Genomic DNA, 18,202 nt, shown 5'->3' on the forward strand with positions numbered 1-18,202 from the left:
CTGCGCATTCTGCCGAGCTACAGGAACCCGCCATGAGCGAATTCAAACGAATCCCCCCGGAACAGGCCCAGGCCCTGCGTGAACAAGGCGCAGTGGTGGTCGACATCCGCGACCCGCAAACCTATGCCGCGCTGCACATCGCCGGCTCGACCCATCTGGATAACCACTCGATCTCGGAATTCATCCGTAACGCCGATCTCGACGCACCGTTGGTGGTGGTCTGCTATCACGGCAACTCCAGCCAGAACGCTGCGGCTTACCTGATCAGCCAGGGCTTCTCCGACGTCTACAGCATGGACGGCGGCTTCGAGCTGTGGCGTACGACTTATCCTGCGGAAACCGCGCAAGGCGGCGCCGAATAATTTTTTTGTCACGCGCAGGCCCCGGCTCACGCGGGCCTGCGCGTGACAGACGAACGGTCTGCCACAACTAATTACGTATCTCGCCTTTACCTCTCGAATTCCCAACTATCCTTAAGCCCAGGCCATCCAAAACAGGGGAGAGCCGGTACACCGGCGCACGGGTCATCGGGAGTGACTTTCAAGGTTGTCGACCGCGAAAGTGTTCTGGGGGGTAAACAAGTGGCCACCACGGCTGCTTGCCAGCATCGACTGAGTGATCCGGCGTCGGCTCCACGTATCGAGCGAGGTGACGTCATGAGTATCTTTAGCCACTTCCAACAACGCTTCGAGTCCACACGCCAGGAAGAACTCTCGCTGCAGGAGTACCTGGAGCTGTGCAAAAAGGATCGCAGCGCTTACGTTTCCGCCGCCGAGCGTCTACTGATGGCTATTGGCGAACCCGAGCTGCTCGATACGTCGACCAACTCGCGGCTGTCGCGGATCTTCTCCAACAAGGTGATTCGTCGCTATCCGGCCTTTGAAGACTTCCACGGGATGGAAGAATGCATCGACCAGATCGTCTCGTATTTCCGCCATGCCGCCCAGGGCCTGGAAGAGAAGAAACAGATTCTCTACCTGCTCGGCCCCGTAGGTGGCGGTAAATCGTCCCTGGCCGAGAAGCTGAAACAGTTGATGGAAAAAGTGCCCTTCTATGCGATCAAGGGCTCGCCGGTATTCGAATCACCTTTGGGTCTGTTCAACGCCACCGAAGATGGCGCGATCCTCGAGGAAGACTTCGGTATCCCGCGGCGCTATCTGAACACCATCATGTCGCCGTGGGCGACCAAACGCCTGGCTGAATTTGGCGGCGATATCAGCCAGTTCCGCGTGGTCAAGCTGTACCCGTCGATCCTCAATCAGATCGCCGTGGCCAAGACCGAACCGGGCGACGAGAACAACCAGGACATCTCCGCGCTGGTGGGCAAGGTCGACATCCGCAAACTCGAGGAATACCCACAGAACGACGCCGACGCCTACAGCTACTCCGGCGCGCTGTGCCGGGCCAACCAGGGCCTGATGGAGTTCGTCGAAATGTTCAAGGCACCGATCAAGGTGCTGCACCCATTGCTGACCGCCACCCAGGAAGGCAACTACAACAGTACCGAAGGCCTCGGTGCGATTCCGTTCACCGGGATCCTGCTCGCCCACTCCAACGAATCGGAATGGCACACCTTCCGCAACAACAAGAACAACGAAGCCTTCATCGACCGGATCTATATCGTCAAAGTGCCGTACTGCCTGCGGGTCAGTGACGAAGTGAAGATCTACGACAAGTTGCTGTTCAACAGCTCCCTGGCCAAGGCTCACTGCGCGCCGGACACCCTGAAGATGCTGGCGCAGTTCACTGTGCTGTCGCGCCTCAAGGAGCCGGAAAACTCCAACATCTATTCGAAGATGCGCGTCTACGACGGGGAAAACCTCAAGGACACCGATCCGAAGGCCAAGTCGATTCAGGAATACCGCGACTCGGCCGGCGTCGACGAAGGCATGAACGGTCTGTCGACCCGTTTTGCCTTCAAGATCCTGTCCAAAGTGTTCAACTTCGATCCGCATGAAATTGCCGCCAACCCGGTGCACCTGTTGTATGTGCTCGAGCAGCAGATCGAGCAGGAACAGTTCCAGGCTGAAACCCGTGAACGCTACCTGCGCTACCTCAAGGAGTACCTGGCGCCGCGTTATATCGAATTCATCGGCAAGGAGATCCAGACCGCTTACCTGGAGTCTTACAGCGAGTACGGGCAGAACATCTTCGACCGCTACGTGCTGTATGCGGACTTCTGGATTCAGGATCAGGAATACCGCGATCCGGAAACCGGCGAGATTCTCAACCGCGTCGCCTTGAACGAAGAACTGGAGAAAATCGAGAAACCGGCCGGCATCAGCAATCCGAAGGACTTCCGCAACGAGATCGTCAACTTCGTGTTGCGCGCCCGAGCCAACAACAACGGCAAGAACCCGACCTGGCTCAGCTACGAAAAACTGCGGGTGGTCATCGAGAAGAAAATGTTCTCGAACACCGAAGACCTGCTGCCAGTCATCAGCTTCAATGCCAAGGCCAGCAAAGAGGATCAACAGAAACACAACGACTTCGTTACTCGAATGGTCGAACGCGGCTACACCGACAAACAGGTACGACTGCTGTCCGAGTGGTACCTGCGAGTCAGAAAGTCACAGTAAACCGCGGCCGGTAAGACCGGTTGTCGTCAGCCCGAGGCCTGTGCCCGCATTTTCTGCTACACAGGCCTCTGGAAGGTGTCCGCAAGTCGGTAGCGAGGTACAGGCAGCATCCAGAGCGCTTGGGGGAGCGTGTACGTCCCCTGGCATTCGGCTCAATGCTGCATGACCGCTCCCGCCTTTGCAGGACAGCTTCTAAGGAGCAGTCATGAGCTATGTGATCGACCGACGTCTCAATGGCAAGAACAAGAGCACGGTGAACCGCCAGCGCTTTCTGCGGCGTTACCGTGATCACATCAAGAAGGCTGTCGAAGAGGCGGTCAGCCGGCGTTCCATCACTGACATGGAACACGGTGAACAGATCAGCATTCCCGGTCGCGACATTGACGAACCGGTGCTTCACCACGGTCGCGGCGGCAAGCAGACCGTGGTTCACCCCGGCAACAAGGAATTCACTGCCGGCGAACACATCGCCCGGCCACCGGGAGGTGGCGGCGGACGCGGCCCCGGCAAGGCTGGCAATTCCGGCGAGGGCATGGACGAATTCGTTTTCCAGATCACTCAGGAAGAATTCCTCGAATTCATGTTCGAAGACCTCGAACTGCCGAATCTGGTGAAACGCAATCTCAGCGGGACTGACACGTTCAAGACCGTGCGCGCCGGGATCAGCAACGAAGGCAACCCGTCGCGGATCAATATCATCCGCACCCTGCGCTCGGCCCATGCCCGGCGCATTGCCCTGTCCGGCAGCAGCCGCGCCAAGCTGCGCGAGGCCAAAGAAGAACTGGCGCGATTAAAACGCGAAGAGCCGGACAACTTCGGCGATATTCAGGAACTCGAGGCAGAAATCGAAAAACTCAGCGCGCGCATCCACCGGGTGCCGTTTCTCGATACGTTCGACCTCAAATACAACCTGCTGGTCAAGCAGCCCAACCCCAGCTCCAAAGCGGTGATGTTCTGCCTGATGGACGTTTCCGGTTCGATGACCCAGGCCACCAAGGACATCGCCAAACGCTTTTTCATCCTGCTGTACCTGTTCCTCAAACGTAACTACGACAAGATCGATGTGGTGTTCATCCGCCACCACACCAGCGCCCGGGAAGTGGACGAGGAAGAGTTCTTCTACTCGCGGGAAACCGGCGGCACCATCGTCTCCAGCGCCTTGAAACTGATGCAGGAGATCATGGCCGAGCGTTATCCGAGCAACGAATGGAACATCTACGCCGCGCAGGCTTCCGACGGTGACAACTGGAACGACGACTCACCGATCTGCCGCGACATCCTGATCAACCAGATCATGCCGTTTGTGCAGTACTACACTTATGTGGAGATCACCCCACGCGAGCACCAGGCCCTCTGGTACGAATACGAACGCATCGCCGAAGCCTTTTCCGACACGTTTGCCCAGCAGCAGCTGGTCTCGGCCGGGGATATCTATCCGGTCTTCCGTGAACTCTTCCAGCGCAGGTTAGTGACATGACCGCCAAAGAGCAGAAGCGCCAACCCATTTCCACCGGCTCCGAATGGACGTTCGAGCTGATTCAGGCCTACGACCGCGAGATCGCCCGGATTGCGGCCCGGTACGCTCTGGATACTTACCCCAATCAGATCGAAGTGATCACCGCCGAGCAGATGATGGACGCCTATGCCTCGGTTGGCATGCCACTGGGCTATCACCACTGGTCCTACGGCAAACACTTCCTCAGCACCGAGAAATCCTACAGCCGCGGACAGATGGGGCTGGCCTACGAGATCGTGATCAACTCCGACCCGTGCATCGCCTACCTGATGGAGGAAAACACCATCTGCATGCAGGCGCTGGTGGTGGCGCACGCGTGCTATGGCCACAACAGCTTCTTCAAGGGCAACTACCTGTTCCGCACCTGGACCGACGCCAGCTCGATCATCGATTACCTGGTGTTCGCCAAGCAGTACATCATGCAGTGCGAGGAGCGCCACGGTATCGATGCGGTAGAAGACCTGCTCGATTCCTGCCATGCGCTGATGAACTACGGCGTCGACCGCTACAAGCGTCCGTATCCGATTTCTGCTGAAGAGGAACGTCGGCGGCAGAAGGACCGCGAAGAGCACATGCAAAAGCAGATCAACGATCTGTGGCGCACCATTCCCAAAGGCGCAGACAAATACAGCGACAAGGACAACGCCCGCTTCCCGGCCGAACCGCAGGAAAACATCCTGTATTTCATCGAGAAGCACGCACCGTTGCTGGAGCCGTGGCAGCGGGAAATCGTGCGCATCGTGCGCAAGATCGCCCAGTATTTTTATCCACAGCGTCAGACGCAGGTGATGAACGAAGGCTGGGCCACGTTCTGGCACTACACGCTGATGAACGACCTGTATGACGAAGGCCTGGTGACCGACGGCTTCATGATGGAATTCCTTACCTCGCACACCAGCGTGGTGTTCCAGCCAGGTTTCGACAGCCCTTATTACAGCGGAATCAACCCCTACGCACTGGGCTTTGCGATGTATCGCGACATCCGCCGTATGTGCGAAAACCCTACCGAGGAAGACCGGCGCTGGTTCCCGGACATTGCCGGTTCCGACTGGCTCTCGACCATCAAGTTCGCCATGAGCAGCTTCAAGGACGAAAGCTTCATCCTGCAGTACTTGTCACCCAAGGTCATCCGCGACCTCAAGCTGTTCAGCATCCTCGATGACGACCAGAAGGACGATTTGCTGGTGCCGGCGATCCACGACGAAACCGGTTACCGGATCATCCGTGAAACCCTGGCGGCGCAGTACAACCTCGGCAACCGTGAGCCGAACGTGCAGATCTACAGCATCGACCGACGCGGCGACCGCTCGCTGACCTTGCGTCACCAGCAACACGACCGTAAACCGCTGGGCGACTCCACTGATGAGGTACTCAAGCATCTGCACCGGCTGTGGGGCTTCGACATTCACCTGGAAACCCTGCAGGGCGACCAGATCATGAAAACCCACCACGTGCCGCCACGCAGTGAGCACAGCGAGGGTGATTACGGTCGGCTCGACTTGGCCGTGATTCATCTCTAGATGCGGTTCTGACCTCCGAAAGTCCGACACAAGGTTTATCCTGTCGGGCTAACGGAGGTTTTTTATGCAGATTTTCAAGGTTGGCGGTGCGGTACGCGATCGCTTGCTCGGGTTACCGGTGACCGATATTGATTGGGTAGTGGTCGGCGCCACGGCAGACGAGATGCTCGCCAAGGGTTATCGCCCGGTTGGCGCGGATTTTCCGGTATTCCTTCACCCGCAAACCGGCGAGGAATATGCTCTCGCCCGCACCGAACGCAAAAGCGGTCGCGGTTATGGCGGCTTCATCTTTCACGCCAGCCCTGAAGTCACCCTTGAAGAGGACCTGCTCCGCCGCGACCTGACCATCAATGCAATGGCCGAGGATGATCAACAGAATCTGACCGATCCCTATCATGGCCAGCGCGATCTCGAAGCGCGCATCCTGCGTCACGTTTCCCCCGCATTTGCCGAAGATCCGCTCCGGGTACTGCGCGTTGCGCGCTTTGCCGCGCGTTATGCCGGACTGGGTTTCACCGTCGCCCCAGAAACGCTGGAACTGATGCGTCAGCTCAGCGAATCCGGCGAGCTGGAAGCGTTGACCGCCGAGCGCAGCTGGAAAGAAATCTCCCGCGCGCTTATGGAGGATCAGCCACAGGTATTCATTCAGGTACTTCGCGACTGCGGCGCGCTGAAAGTACTGATGCCGGAAGTTGACGCGCTGTTTGGTGTGCCGCAACCGGAGGCGCATCACCCGGAAATCGATACCGGGCTCCACACACTCAGCGTGCTGGAACAGTCAGCGCTGCACAAGCAACCGCTAACCGTACGCTGGGCCTGTCTGCTCCACGATCTTGGCAAAGGCCTGACTCCTGAAGAAGCCTGGCCACGGCACATCGCCCACGAACACACGGGGTTGAAGCTTATCAAAGCGGTCAACGAACGCTTCAAGGCGCCTAAAGACTGTCAGGAACTGGCGTTGCTGGTTGGCCAGTACCACACCCACGGCCACCGCGCCCTGGAGCTGAAGGCATCGACCTTGCTGGAGCTTTTGCAGAGCTTTGACGTGTATCGTCGCCCGCAGCGTTTCGAGGAGTTCATCGTCGCGTGCGAGATGGATGCGCGCGGACGCAAGGGGCTGGAACAGCGCAGTTATCCACAGGCCGATTATCTGCGTGGGGCGGCCGATGTGGCACGCGGGGTGGCGGTGCAGCCGCTGCTGGAGAAGGGCTTTAAAGGGCCGGAGCTTGGGGAAGCGCTCAAGCGTGAGCGACTCAAGGCGTTGAAAGCGTACAAGGAAAACCGCTGAAGCAAGATCAAAAGATCGCAGCCTGCGGCAGCTCCTACATGGAAACGCGCGTCCCCGTGTAGGAGCTGCCGCAGGCTGCGATCTTTTGCTTCAAAGGTTCAAAGGCGTGAGCTGTTCGCCACGCCATTCAAACCCCACCGGTGCCAACACCTGATCAATCTGCGCCTCGGCCCACAATGTCGCGAAGCTTTTTCCCACACCCGGATGCACCCGATCCGGCGCAATCAGCGACAGCGGCCACAGCACAAAGGCGTTTTTCAGAATTTCGGCACGCGGCAGGATCAAACCGTCGAAATTACCCGTCAGATCGCCGTACAACAGCACGTCGATATCCAACGGCAAGCCCTTGCGATCCGGCGCATAGCGACCATTGTCGGCTTCGATGAATTTCAAGCGCCGATCCAGCTCCATCAAGGGCAGATCGGTAAACGCCGAGACCACGAAATTGAAGAACGGCCCGCTCTTGATTCCCACCGGCTGGCTCTCGAACACCGCCGAACAGCGGATATCCACCAGAAATGTCGCCAAAGCGTCGAGCCCGGCGCGCAAATGGGTTTCGCGCTCGATATTGCTACCGAGCCCGAGGTACACCTGAGTCAGCGACATCCGCGCTCGATCTCCACACCCACGCCACCCTTGGCGGCCGGCACGGCGCCCGGCTTGGTCAGTTTCAGGCGAACCCAGGTAATCTTGAACTCGGTCATCAGCACTTCGACCAGACGCTCGGCAAAGGTCTCGACCAATTGATATTGCGCTTGTTCGGCAAAGGCCTGGATGCGCGTGGAAACGCTGGCGTAATCGAGCGCCAGGGTCAGGTCGTCACCGACCGCAGCCGGACGATTGTCCCAGGCGAAGCTCAGATCAAGACGCAAGCACTGACGGATGCCGCGCTCCCAGTCATAGGCACCGATCACGGTGTCGACTTCCAGGCCCTCGATAAACACTCTGTCCAAGCACTTTTCTCCGCTGCACGACAAGGGCGCAATGCGCCGTTAGAATCAGGGCGTCCTCGCCCGGAATAGTTAGCATGTTTTGGTTACTGGCGACCCTCGCCTACCTGCTCGGCTCTCTGTCCTTCGCCATTTTGCTCAGCCGCCTGACCGGAAATCCGGACCCGCGAATGAGTGGCTCGGGTAATGCCGGCGCCACCAACATGCTGCGCCTGGCCGGTCGCAAACTGGCGATCCTGACCTTGCTCGGTGATCTGTGCAAAGGCCTGTTGCCGGTGCTGATCGCAGCAGCCGCTGGCCTTTCGCTGCAGGATCAGGCCTGGATCGGCGTGTGCGCCGTGATCGGTCACCTGTTCCCGCTGTATTTCCGTTTTCGCGGTGGCAAAGGCGTCGCCACGGCTGCCGGCATGCTGCTGGGCCTGTATCCACCCGCCGCGCTGCTGGCGGTGTGCGCCTGGCTGCTGACGTTCTACCTGACCCGTACCAGCTCGCTGGCGGCGCTGATCGCCACGCCACTGACCTTGCCCCTACTTGCATGGCAAGAGCCGGAGGCGCTGCTGCCGATGAGCGCGCTGACGCTTCTGATCGTCTGGCGCCACCGCGGCAATCTACGCGACCTGTTTGCCGGGCGCGAACGGCATTTTTAAATACCGCCCATGAGCGCCGCACATTACAGCGCCGACAACTGCTCCATCGGCCAGCGCGCCTGCACGCTGATCGCCAGACTTTCCTGCTGACCGGCCTGCAAACGCTGACAACCGGCAAACGCGATCATCGCGCCATTGTCGGTGCAAAACTCGGGACGGGCGTAAAACACATCGCCCTTCATATCGCCGAGCATCTTTTCCAGCGAAACACGCAACGCCTTGTTGGCACTGACGCCGCCAGCGATCACCAGACGTTTCATGCCTGCCTGTTTCAGGGCCCGCTTGCATTTGATGGTCAAAGTCTCCACCACGGCCTGCTGGAACGCCAGCGCAATGTCGCAACGGGCTTGCTCGCTGTCGTCCCCGGCGCTGACGCATTGCTGCCAGGTGTTGAGGGCAAAGGTCTTCAAGCCACTGAAGCTGAAATCCAGACCCGGGCGATCACACATCGGACGCGGGAAGGTGAAACGTCCCGCAACGCCCTTCTCGGCCAGCTTGGCGATTTCCGGCCCGCCCGGATAATTGAGGCCCATCATTTTCGCGGTTTTGTCGAACGCTTCACCGGCGGCATCGTCGAGGGTCTCGCCAAGCAGGCTGTATTGGCCAATGCCATCGACCTGAACCAGTTGCGTGTGCCCACCGGACACCAACAAAGCGACGAACGGAAATTCCGGCGGTTTGGGCTCCAGCATCGGCGCCAGCAAGTGGCCTTCCATGTGGTGCACACCAAGTGCCGGAATACCCCAGGCAAACGCCAGCGCCTGAGCGCACGAGGCACCGACCAGCAGCGCGCCGACCAAGCCCGGGCCCGCTGTGTAGGCGATCGCATCGATCTCGGTCGGCACGCAGTCGGCCTCGGCCAACACCTGACGAATCAAGGGCAGCATGCGTTTGACGTGGTCACGCGAGGCCAGCTCCGGCACCACGCCGCCATAGACGCGGTGCAGGTCGATCTGGCTGAACAGCGCGTCGGCCAGCAGGCCGCGTTCACTGTCGTATAATGCGACGCCGGTTTCGTCGCAGGAGGTTTCTAATCCCAGTACTAGCATGGGTTTGCGCCTTGTTTAGGCTGAATTCGAAGGCGCGCATAATAGTCGCCACGCGATGCCCCGACTAGCGGTTTTCGATCAGAGGCTTTGCATTCCGAGCGATGAGGGGTTAACATCCGCAACCCTTAAAAACCGACGTCTTCAAGTGCTCTTTTGCCGCGAGGATGTTGACCCCGGTAATGAATGAAGGTAGCTCTGGATGCCAGCCGTCAAAGTTAAAGAGAACGAACCCTTCGACGTAGCTCTGCGTCGTTTCAAGCGCTCCTGCGAAAAAGCCGGTGTACTGGCTGAAGTTCGTAGCCGCGAATTTTACGAGAAGCCAACTTCTGAGCGTAAGCGCAAAGCAGCAGCCGCTGTTAAGCGTCACGCCAAGAAAGTTCAGCGCGAACAGCGCCGCGCCGTTCGTCTGTACTAATACACAGACGTTCGTAGCAAGCTTCTTGCCTAAGCCCGGCCTTCAGCCGGGCTAATGGCATTTGCGTAAAACGCTTGATGCTTCACCGTCGAAGCCGCACACGCGACCGAGACAAATCTGCTTCACGCGTCAGACCTGGCTCTTTTGCCAGCGGTGCACGTCTTTTCTGACGAGCCTTTCAAGGCTACTGACGAGCACACCCACTGATTCCTCTCACGACGATCAGCCCAAGGCACCTCCATGCGTGCCCGCTTTATTGAGCTATCCGAGGCCATTTATCGGCCGTCAGCGGATTCAGCGCAACACTTTCAAATAGTCGAAGACTGATGGTTACTAACGTCAGTGGATTTTCGGCAGATACACTTCCCGACAGCGAATATGCACCGACCGGTCGAACCGCCCATTTTGTGCGCTTCACTCAAGACCTGTGTCCGGCCGCCCTTCGCATCGGACTCATTACAGCGCAGACGAGAACGCCATGGCCGGGCTGATTCCCCAGAGCTTTATTGACGACCTCCTGAACCGCACCGACATCGTCGACGTGGTCAGCTCGCGCGTGCAACTGAAAAAGGCCGGCAAGAACTACACCGCCTGCTGCCCGTTCCACAAAGAGAAAACCCCGTCGTTCAGCGTCAGCCCCGACAAGCAGTTCTATTACTGCTTCGGCTGCGGCGCCGGCGGCAATGCCCTCGGCTTTCTCATGGACCACGACAACCTGGATTTCCCCCAGGCTGTCGAGGACCTGGCCAAAGCCGCCGGCATGGAAGTCCCCCGCGAAGAAAGCGGCCGCCCGCACAAACCGCGGCAGCCAACCGACTCGCCGCTGTATCCGCTGCTCACCGCCGCCGCCGACTTCTACCGCCAGGCGCTCAAGAGCCATCCGGCGCGCAAGGCTGCGGTGGATTACCTCAAGGGCCGCGGTCTGACCGGCGAGATCGCCCGGGACTTCGGTCTCGGCTTTGCGCCGCCGGGCTGGGACAATCTGTTCAAGCACTTGAGCAGCGACACGTTGCAGCAGAAGGCCATGATCGACGCCGGCCTGCTGATCGAGAACGCCGAAACCGGCAAACGCTATGACCGCTTCCGCGATCGCGTGATGTTCCCGATCCGCGATACCCGTGGCCGGATCATCGCTTTCGGTGGCCGGGTACTGGGTGACGACAAGCCGAAATACCTGAACTCGCCGGAAACCCCGGTCTTCCATAAAGGCCAGGAACTCTACGGCCTCTACGAAGCACGCAAGAACAACCGCAACCTCGACGAAATCATCGTCGTCGAGGGTTACATGGACGTCATCGCTCTCGCCCAGCAAGGCTTGCGCAATGCCGTCGCAACCTTGGGCACGGCGACCAGCGAAGAGCACCTCAAGCGCCTGTTTCGCGTCGTGCCCAACGTTCTGTTCTGCTTCGATGGCGACCAGGCTGGCCGCAATGCTGCATGGCGCGCACTGGAAGCGACACTGCCGTGCCTGCAGGACGGGCGCCGTGCGCGCTTCCTGTTTCTGCCCGAAGGCGAAGACCCGGATACGCTGGTTCGCGCCGAAGGCACTGACGCCTTCAAGGCTCGCATCAATCAGCATGCGCAGCCGCTGGCAGACTATTTCTTCCAGCAACTGACCGAGGAAGCCGATCCGCGCTCGCTCGAAGGCAAGGCCCACATGGCTACCCTCGCCGCGCCGCTGATCGACAAAGTGCCCGGCGCCAACTTGCGCATTCTGATGCGTCAGCGCCTGACCGAAATCACCGGCCTGAGCAGCGAAACGGTCAGCCAGCTCGCGCAAAGTGCGCCGCAGGAAGCTCCTCCGGCCTACGATCCGGGCATCGATTACGACGCAATGCCGGACTACAGCGACTACCATCAGCCGCAGGCACAGGACATGTATGTGCCGCAGCAGGAGTGGACGCCAAAGAAACCCGGCGCCGGCGGCAAGAAATGGGACAAGAAACCCTGGGACAAGAACGGCAAGCGTGGCGGCGATCGCGATCAACAGCGCCCACGCACGCCGATTGGTGTCGAGTCGCCGACGCTGACCGCCCTGCGTACATTGCTGCACCACCCGCAACTGGCCGAACGCGTCGAAGACGCCGGGCACATTGCGGACGAAAATCAGACCAATGCCCAGTTGCTTGTGGCGCTGCTCGAAGCCGTACAGAAGAATCCCAAGCTAAACTCATTTCAGTTGATCGCGCGATGGCATGGCACTGAACAGGGTCGCTTGCTCAAGGCGTTGGCGGAAAAGGAGTGGCTGATTGACGGAGAAAACCTTGAACAACAGTTTTTCGACACCATTACTAGCTTGTCAGCCCGCCAACGCGAGCGAAATCTGGAACAGTTGCTCAGGAAAGCGCGTCAAAGCGAACTGAGCGCCGAAGAAAAAAATCAACTGCGCGACCTATTAAGTCGCAATGTTTCCGCATCAAACCCGACCTCAACTGGCGCGTGAGGTCATAGCTCAGGTATAATCCTCGGCTTGTTTTTTGCCCGCCAAGACCTTCAGTGGATAGGGTGTTATGTCCGGAAAAGCGCAACAGCAGTCTCGTATTATTGAGTTGATCAAACTGGGTCGTGAGCAGAAGTATCTGACTTACGCCGAGGTCAACGACCACCTGCCCGAGGATATTTCAGATCCGGAGCAGGTGGAAGACATCATCCGCATGATTAACGACATGGGGATCCCCGTACACGAGAGTGCTCCGGATGCGGACGCCCTTATGTTGGCCGACGCCGATACCGACGAGGCCGCTGCGGAAGAAGCAGCCGCCGCGTTGGCCGCGGTGGAGACCGATATCGGTCGCACCACTGACCCGGTGCGCATGTACATGCGTGAAATGGGTACGGTCGAGCTTCTGACTCGTGAAGGCGAAATCGAAATCGCCAAGCGTATCGAAGAAGGCATCCGTGAAGTGATGAGCGCTATCGCGCACTTCCCAGGCACGGTTGACCACATTCTCTCCGAGTACACTCGCGTCACCACCGAAGGTGGTCGCCTGTCCGACGTTCTGAGCGGTTACATCGACCCGGACGACGGCATTGCGCCGCCTGCTGCCGAAGTGCCACCGCCGATCGACGCGAAAGCCGCCAAGGCTGACGACGATACCGACGACGATGACGCCGAAGCTTCGGATGACGAAGAAGAAGCCGAAAGCGGTCCGGATCCGGTCATCGCAGCGCAGCGTTTCGGCGCTGTCTCCGACCAGATGGAAATCACCCGCAAGGCCCTGAAAAAGCACGGTCGTCACAACAAGGCCGCCGTTGCCGAGTTGCTGGCCCTGGCCGAGCTGTTCATGCCGATCAAACTGGTGCCGAAGCAATTCGAAGCCTTGGTCGAGCGTGTTCGCAGTGCCCTGGATCGCCTGCGTCAGCAAGAGCGCGCGATCATGCAACTGTGCGTCCGTGATGCACGTATGCCACGCGCCGATTTCCTGCGTCAGTTCCCGGGCAATGAAGTCGACGAAAGCTGGTCCGACGCCCTGGCCAAAGGCAAGAGCAAATACGCCGAAGCCATTGGTCGCGTGCAGCCAGACATCATCCGTTGCCAGCAGAAGCTGATTGCGCTGGAAACCGAAACCGGTCTGACCATCGCTGAAATCAAGGACATCAACCGTCGCATGTCGATCGGTGAGGCCAAGGCCCGCCGCGCGAAGAAAGAGATGGTTGAAGCCAACTTGCGTCTGGTGATCTCGATCGCCAAGAAGTACACCAACCGCGGCCTGCAATTCCTCGATCTGATCCAGGAAGGCAACATCGGTCTGATGAAAGCGGTGGACAAGTTCGAATACCGTCGTGGTTACAAGTTCTCGACTTATGCCACCTGGTGGATCCGTCAGGCGATCACTCGCTCGATCGCCGACCAGGCTCGCACCATTCGTATTCCGGTGCACATGATCGAGACGATCAACAAGCTCAACCGTATTTCCCGCCAGATGTTGCAGGAAATGGGTCGTGAACCGACTCCGGAAGAACTGGGCGAACGCATGGAAATGCCTGAGGACAAGATCCGCAAGGTGTTGAAGATCGCTAAAGAGCCGATCTCCATGGAAACCCCGATCGGTGATGACGAAGACTCTCATCTGGGTGACTTCATCGAAGACTCGACCATGCAGTCGCCAATCGATGTGGCAACCGTTGAAAGCCTGAAAGAAGCAACCCGCGAAGTGCTGTCCGGCCTCACTGCCCGTGAAGCCAAAGTACTGCGCATGCGCTTCGGTATCGACATGAACACCGACCACACACTCGAAGAAGTGGGCAAACAGTTTGACGTAACGCGCGAGCGGATCCGTCAGATCGAAGCCAAGGCGCTGCGCAAGCTGCGCCACCCGACGCGAAGCGAGCATCTGCGCTCCTTCCTCGACGAGTGATACCAGAACCCCCGGCCCAGGCCGGGGGTTTTGTTTATACGGCAGATTAAATCCCTCGCACCGCCCATCCCCCGCATACCCCGTCTACACTCGAAACAATCAATCCCGTGCCCTAACGAGACGGTTATGCCCAGACTGGCGCCCGTGCTTTTCTTGCTGTCACTGATGATCTGGACCGCAACGGCTAACGCGCTGACTCTGACCGATGAAGAACGTAGCTGGCTCGCGGCTCACCCGGACTTGCGCCTGGGTGTAGACGCCTCGTGGCCGCCGTTCGAGTTCCGTGATGAACAGAATCGCTATCAAGGTCTGGCCGCTGATTACATCGACGTGATCCGCCAGCGCCTGGCCGTCAAACTCACCCCGGTCGAGCCGTCGAGCTGGACTGAGGTGCTGGCGCAGGTGAAAACCGGCAAGATCGATCTGCTGCCTGGGATCATGTCCACGCCCGAGCGCCAGAACTATCTGTCGTTTACTCGCCCTTATCTCGATTTCCCGATCGTGATCCTCGCCCATATCGGCGGCGCGCAACCGCGCAAAATCGAAGACCTGTACGGACTGAAGATCGCCGTGGTGGAAAACTACGCCCCCCACGAACTGCTGCGCACCCACCATCCGGACCTGAATCTGGTGGCCATGCCCAATGTCAGCTCGGCCTTGCAGGCCCTGGCTACCGACGAAGTAGATGCGGTCGTCGGCGATCTCGCCTCCAGCGTCTGGAGCCTGCGCCAGCTCAAGCTCGACGGTTTATACGTAAGCGGCGAAACCCCGTATCGCTACCAGTTGGCCATGGGCGTGCCCCGTGACAACAAAATGCTGGTGGGCATTCTGGACAAGGTCCTGGCGGACATGAGCCCGGAGGAAATCAGCAGCATTCAGGAACATTGGGTCGGCAATGTCCTCGATCATCGGACATTCTGGTCGGATTTGCTGATTTACGGCCTGCCGGGCCTGTTATTGCTGATGATCATCCTGGCTGTGGTCATTCGCATCAATCGCCGCCTGAGTTCGGAAATTGCCCGCCGCGTCGACCTCGAACAGGAATTGCGCAGCAGCGAATACCACTACCGCGGACTGGTGGAGAGCCTGTCGGCCATCGCCTGGGAAGCGCGCATGAGCGACTTCACCTACAGCTATGTGTCGCCGCATGCCGAGGATCTGCTCGGTTATCCACAGACGCACTGGCTGATTCCGGGTTTCTGGCGCAACATCATCCACCCCGCCGACCTGACGCGTGCCCAGGCCATCTGCGATGAGGCAGTGCGCGAAGGGCGCGATCACACCCTCGATTATCGGGTGATTACCGCAGACGGGCGCTGCCTGTGGGTGCGCGATATTGTCAGCCTGATCGAGCACGGCCATGAGCCGGTGATGCGCGGGCTGATGATCGACATCAGCGAGACCAAACGTACAGAAGAAGCATTGCGGCTGTCGGAGCAGAAGTTCGCTTCGGTGTTCCAGCAATGCCCGGACATTCTGGTCATCGCGAGGCTGTCCGATGGCTGCCTGTTGGAGGTCAACGAAGCCTTTGAGGAACAGATCGGCCTGAAGGCCGAAGACGTCATAGGCCAGACCGCCACGGAACTCAATATCTGGGGCATTCCCGGAGTCGGTCCGGGACTGCTCCAGCGCTTGCAGGCCGGTAGCATCCGCAACCTGGAGATGCCCTTTCGCCGCAACAACGGTCAGGTATTCACCGGCCTGATCTCCGCCGAACCCTTCGACCTCGACACCACTCCAGCGCTGGTGGTGGTGGTGCGCGACATCACTCAGCTCAAGGAAACCCAACAACAACTGCAAACCTCCGAAGAGAAGTTCGCCAAGGCTTTTCATGCCTCACCGGACGGCTTGCTGCTGTCGCGTCAGAGCGATGGCTTGCTGCTGGAAGTCAACGAGGGCTTCAGCCGCATCACCGGATTCAATAGCGCGATGTCGGTGGATCGCTCGGCGCTGGACCTGGGGATCTGGGTCAACCTCAACGAACGCAAGCAGATGCTCGACCTGCTGCACCGCGACGGCTTCGTGCGCGACTTCACCTGCCATATCCGCCGCAGCGACGGGCAGATCCGCCTGTGCGAAGTGTCCAGCCGACCGCTGCCGATCGGCGAAGAAGACTGTATGCTGACCATCGCCCGGGACATCACCGAACGCCATCTGATGCAGGAAAAGCTGCAACAGGCCGCCACCGTTTTCGAGAGCACCGCCGAGGGCGTGCTGATCACCGACACCCAGCAGCACATCAGCGCGGTGAACCGTGCGTTCACCGAAATTACCGGCTACAGCGAAAGCGAAGCCCTCGGCCACACCCCGCGCCTGCTCGCCTCCGGCCTGCATGACAGCGCGTTTTACGCGGCGATGTGGCACCAGTTGACCGACGAGGGTCACTGGCAAGGCGAGATTTCCAACCGGCGCAAGAACGGCGAGCTGTACCCGAGCTGGCTGACCATTAGCGCCGTGCGCAACCGCGACAAATTCATCACCCACTTCGTCGCGGTGTTTGCTGACATCTCCAGCCTCAAACACGCGCAAGCCAAACTCGACTATCAAGCGCACCACGACCCCCTCACCGGCCTGCCGAATCGCACCCTGTTCGAAAGTCGCCTGCTCACCGCGCTGAACAGTCAGCAGGAAAATGGCGGTCAGGGCGCCGTGCTGTTTCTCGATCTCGACCGTTTCAAACACATCAACGACAGCCTTGGGCACCCGGTTGGCGACCTGTTGCTCAAAGGCATTGCGGTACGCCTGAAGGAGCAATTGCGCGATATCGACACCGTCGCCCGACTGGGCGGGGATGAATTCATTATCCTGCTGCCGGGCCTGCAACAAGCCAGTGATGCCGACAACATCGCAATCAAACTGCTCAACTGCTTTGGCGCACCGTTTCAGGCCGGTGAGCACGAGTTTTTCATCAGTGCCAGCATCGGCACCAGCCTCTACCCACGGGATGGCTGCGACGTTGCAACTCTGGTGAAAAACGCCGACGCCGCGATGTACCGCTCCAAGGCCAAGGGCCGCAACCGCGTCGAAAGCTACACCCGCGACCTCACCGCCCAAGCCAGCGAACGCGTGGCACTGGAACACGAACTGCGCCGGGCCATCGAACGCGAAGAGTTGTTCCTCTACTACCAGCCGAAAATCAGCCTCGACGACCATCGCCTGGTCGGCGCCGAAGCACTGATCCGCTGGCGCCACCCGACCTTCGGCGAAGTGCCGCCCGAGCACTTCATTCCGCTGGCCGAAGAGAACGGCATGATCTTGCAGATCGGTGATTGGGTACTCGAGACCGCCTGCCGGCAGATGTTCGAGTGGAATCAGATCTACGACAGCCTCGGCCCGCTGTCAGTCAACCTCGCCGGTGCGCAACTGCGCCAGCCGAATCTGCTCGGGCGTATCGAACAACTGCTCAGGGACAACCGTTTGCAGCCGGATTTACTGCAACTGGAAATTACCGAAAACTTCATCATGAGTCAGGCCGAAGAGGCCTTGGCGGTGCTGCACCAGCTCAAACACCTGGGTGTACAACTGGCGATCGACGACTTCGGCACCGGTTATTCATCACTCAGTTACCTCAAACGCCTGCCGCTGGACATCCTCAAGATCGACCAGTCTTTTGTTCGCGGACTGCCCGACGACCCGCACGACGCGGCGATCGTCCGCGCGATCATCGCCCTGGGCCGGAGCATGCAATTCACCGTGATTGCCGAGGGCGTGGAAACCCAGGCGCAACAGCAATTTCTGGCGGCTGAGGGCTGCGAACAGATTCAGGGCTACATCGTCAGCCTGCCACTGCCCCCGGAAGAATTCGCCGCAACGTTTCTTCGTGTAACCGTATCGGATTATTCGGATAGCACAGCCGAGAAACCGTCGTTATAATCCGCGA

Annotated in this window: 13 protein-coding genes; 10 read left to right on the plus strand and 3 right to left on the minus strand. The window is 59.2% G+C overall.

Going from position 1 to position 18,202, the window contains the following annotated elements; all coding sequences use genetic code 11:
• Positions 1 to 32 precede the first annotated feature (32 nt).
• From glpE to AC193Q_RS17535, 5 genes are all read left to right on the plus strand, one after another.
• Positions 33 to 362 (plus strand): thiosulfate sulfurtransferase GlpE, encoded by a 330-nt coding sequence (gene glpE, locus AC193Q_RS17515; RefSeq protein ID WP_041070058.1) that lies wholly within the window; start codon positions 33 to 35, stop codon positions 360 to 362.
• Positions 363 to 656: 294 nt separating this feature from the next.
• The gene (locus AC193Q_RS17520; protein WP_003228848.1) at positions 657 to 2,579 is read left to right on the plus strand and encodes a PrkA family serine protein kinase; all 1,923 of its coding nucleotides are present in this window, start codon (positions 657 to 659) and stop codon (positions 2,577 to 2,579) included.
• A gap of 205 nt (positions 2,580 to 2,784) precedes the next feature.
• On the plus strand, positions 2,785 to 4,056 hold the full coding sequence (locus tag AC193Q_RS17525) for a YeaH/YhbH family protein (RefSeq protein WP_041070055.1): 1,272 nt from the start codon (positions 2,785 to 2,787) through the stop codon (positions 4,054 to 4,056).
• Complete coding sequence (locus AC193Q_RS17530) at positions 4,053 to 5,615, plus strand: SpoVR family protein (RefSeq protein ID WP_047296987.1); 1,563 nt, start codon at positions 4,053 to 4,055, stop codon at positions 5,613 to 5,615. The genes AC193Q_RS17525 and AC193Q_RS17530 overlap by 4 nt, the downstream gene beginning before the upstream one ends.
• A 64-nt stretch (positions 5,616 to 5,679) precedes the next feature.
• Positions 5,680 to 6,903: a multifunctional CCA addition/repair protein gene (locus AC193Q_RS17535; protein ID WP_121187486.1), complete on the plus strand. Its 1,224-nt coding sequence runs from the start codon at positions 5,680 to 5,682 to the stop codon at positions 6,901 to 6,903.
• Positions 6,904 to 6,993: 90 nt separating this feature from the next.
• Here AC193Q_RS17535 and folK read toward each other — a convergent pair whose 3' ends face one another.
• Both folK and folB read right to left on the minus strand, forming a co-directional pair.
• Positions 6,994 to 7,509, minus strand: coding sequence for a 2-amino-4-hydroxy-6-hydroxymethyldihydropteridine diphosphokinase (folK, locus tag AC193Q_RS17540; RefSeq protein WP_121187488.1), 516 nt, complete (start codon positions 7,507 to 7,509; stop codon positions 6,994 to 6,996).
• A complete protein-coding gene (gene folB, locus AC193Q_RS17545; protein WP_121187490.1) occupies positions 7,500 to 7,856 on the minus strand; it encodes a dihydroneopterin aldolase in 357 nt (118 codons plus the stop codon). The genes folK and folB overlap by 10 nt, the downstream gene beginning before the upstream one ends.
• Positions 7,857 to 7,930: 74 nt before the next feature.
• Between folB and plsY the strand changes: the two genes are divergently transcribed.
• Complete coding sequence (gene plsY / locus AC193Q_RS17550; RefSeq protein ID WP_041070041.1) at positions 7,931 to 8,500, plus strand: glycerol-3-phosphate 1-O-acyltransferase PlsY; 570 nt, start codon at positions 7,931 to 7,933, stop codon at positions 8,498 to 8,500.
• 23 nt (positions 8,501 to 8,523) lie between these two features.
• On the opposite strand, the gene tsaD is transcribed toward plsY, so the two are convergent.
• Positions 8,524 to 9,549 carry a tRNA (adenosine(37)-N6)-threonylcarbamoyltransferase complex transferase subunit TsaD gene (gene tsaD / locus AC193Q_RS17555; protein ID WP_039768071.1) on the minus strand — a complete coding sequence of 342 codons (1,026 nt, stop codon included), beginning with the start codon at positions 9,547 to 9,549 and terminating at the stop codon, positions 8,524 to 8,526.
• Positions 9,550 to 9,748: 199 nt separating this feature from the next.
• Here tsaD and rpsU point away from each other — a divergent pair, with 199 nt between their 5' ends.
• The 4 genes from rpsU to AC193Q_RS17575 all read left to right on the plus strand — a co-directional run bounded on the left by rpsU (position 9,749) and on the right by AC193Q_RS17575 (position 18,195).
• The gene (gene rpsU, locus AC193Q_RS17560) at positions 9,749 to 9,964 is read left to right on the plus strand and encodes a 30S ribosomal protein S21 (protein WP_002551877.1); all 216 of its coding nucleotides are present in this window, start codon (positions 9,749 to 9,751) and stop codon (positions 9,962 to 9,964) included.
• A gap of 478 nt (positions 9,965 to 10,442) precedes the next feature.
• On the plus strand, positions 10,443 to 12,407 hold the full coding sequence (gene dnaG, locus AC193Q_RS17565; RefSeq protein ID WP_041070033.1) for a DNA primase: 1,965 nt from the start codon (positions 10,443 to 10,445) through the stop codon (positions 12,405 to 12,407).
• Between the two features lie 67 nt (positions 12,408 to 12,474).
• Positions 12,475 to 14,322, plus strand: a complete 1,848-nt coding sequence (gene rpoD, locus AC193Q_RS17570; RefSeq protein ID WP_041070030.1) for an RNA polymerase sigma factor RpoD — start codon at positions 12,475 to 12,477, stop codon at positions 14,320 to 14,322.
• Positions 14,323 to 14,448: 126 nt separating this feature from the next.
• Positions 14,449 to 18,195, plus strand: a complete 3,747-nt coding sequence (locus AC193Q_RS17575) for a bifunctional diguanylate cyclase/phosphodiesterase (protein WP_483878633.1) — start codon at positions 14,449 to 14,451, stop codon at positions 18,193 to 18,195.
• Positions 18,196 to 18,202 lie beyond the last annotated feature (7 nt).

The organism is Pseudomonas sp. F2 (genome assembly GCF_057174385.1).

Excerpts from the sequence above, each read along its gene's own strand:
- rpsU (WP_002551877.1), top strand. The coding sequence starts at position 9,749 with ATGCCAGCCGTCAAAGTTAAAGAGAACGAACCCTTCGACGTAGCTCTG.
- plsY (WP_041070041.1), top strand. The coding sequence starts at position 7,931 with ATGTTTTGGTTACTGGCGACCCTCGCCTACCTGCTCGGCTCTCTGTCC.
- AC193Q_RS17575 (WP_483878633.1), top strand. The coding sequence starts at position 14,449 with ATGCCCAGACTGGCGCCCGTGCTTTTCTTGCTGTCACTGATGATCTGG.
- AC193Q_RS17530 (WP_047296987.1), top strand. The coding sequence starts at position 4,053 with ATGACCGCCAAAGAGCAGAAGCGCCAACCCATTTCCACCGGCTCCGAA.
- AC193Q_RS17525 (WP_041070055.1), top strand. The coding sequence starts at position 2,785 with ATGAGCTATGTGATCGACCGACGTCTCAATGGCAAGAACAAGAGCACG.
- tsaD (WP_039768071.1), bottom strand. The coding sequence starts at position 9,549 with ATGCTAGTACTGGGATTAGAAACCTCCTGCGACGAAACCGGCGTCGCA.
- folK (WP_121187488.1), bottom strand. The coding sequence starts at position 7,509 with ATGTCGCTGACTCAGGTGTACCTCGGGCTCGGTAGCAATATCGAGCGC.
- rpoD (WP_041070030.1), top strand. The coding sequence starts at position 12,475 with ATGTCCGGAAAAGCGCAACAGCAGTCTCGTATTATTGAGTTGATCAAA.
- AC193Q_RS17520 (WP_003228848.1), top strand. The coding sequence starts at position 657 with ATGAGTATCTTTAGCCACTTCCAACAACGCTTCGAGTCCACACGCCAG.
- AC193Q_RS17535 (WP_121187486.1), top strand. The coding sequence starts at position 5,680 with ATGCAGATTTTCAAGGTTGGCGGTGCGGTACGCGATCGCTTGCTCGGG.
- dnaG (WP_041070033.1), top strand. The coding sequence starts at position 10,443 with ATGGCCGGGCTGATTCCCCAGAGCTTTATTGACGACCTCCTGAACCGC.
- glpE (WP_041070058.1), top strand. The coding sequence starts at position 33 with ATGAGCGAATTCAAACGAATCCCCCCGGAACAGGCCCAGGCCCTGCGT.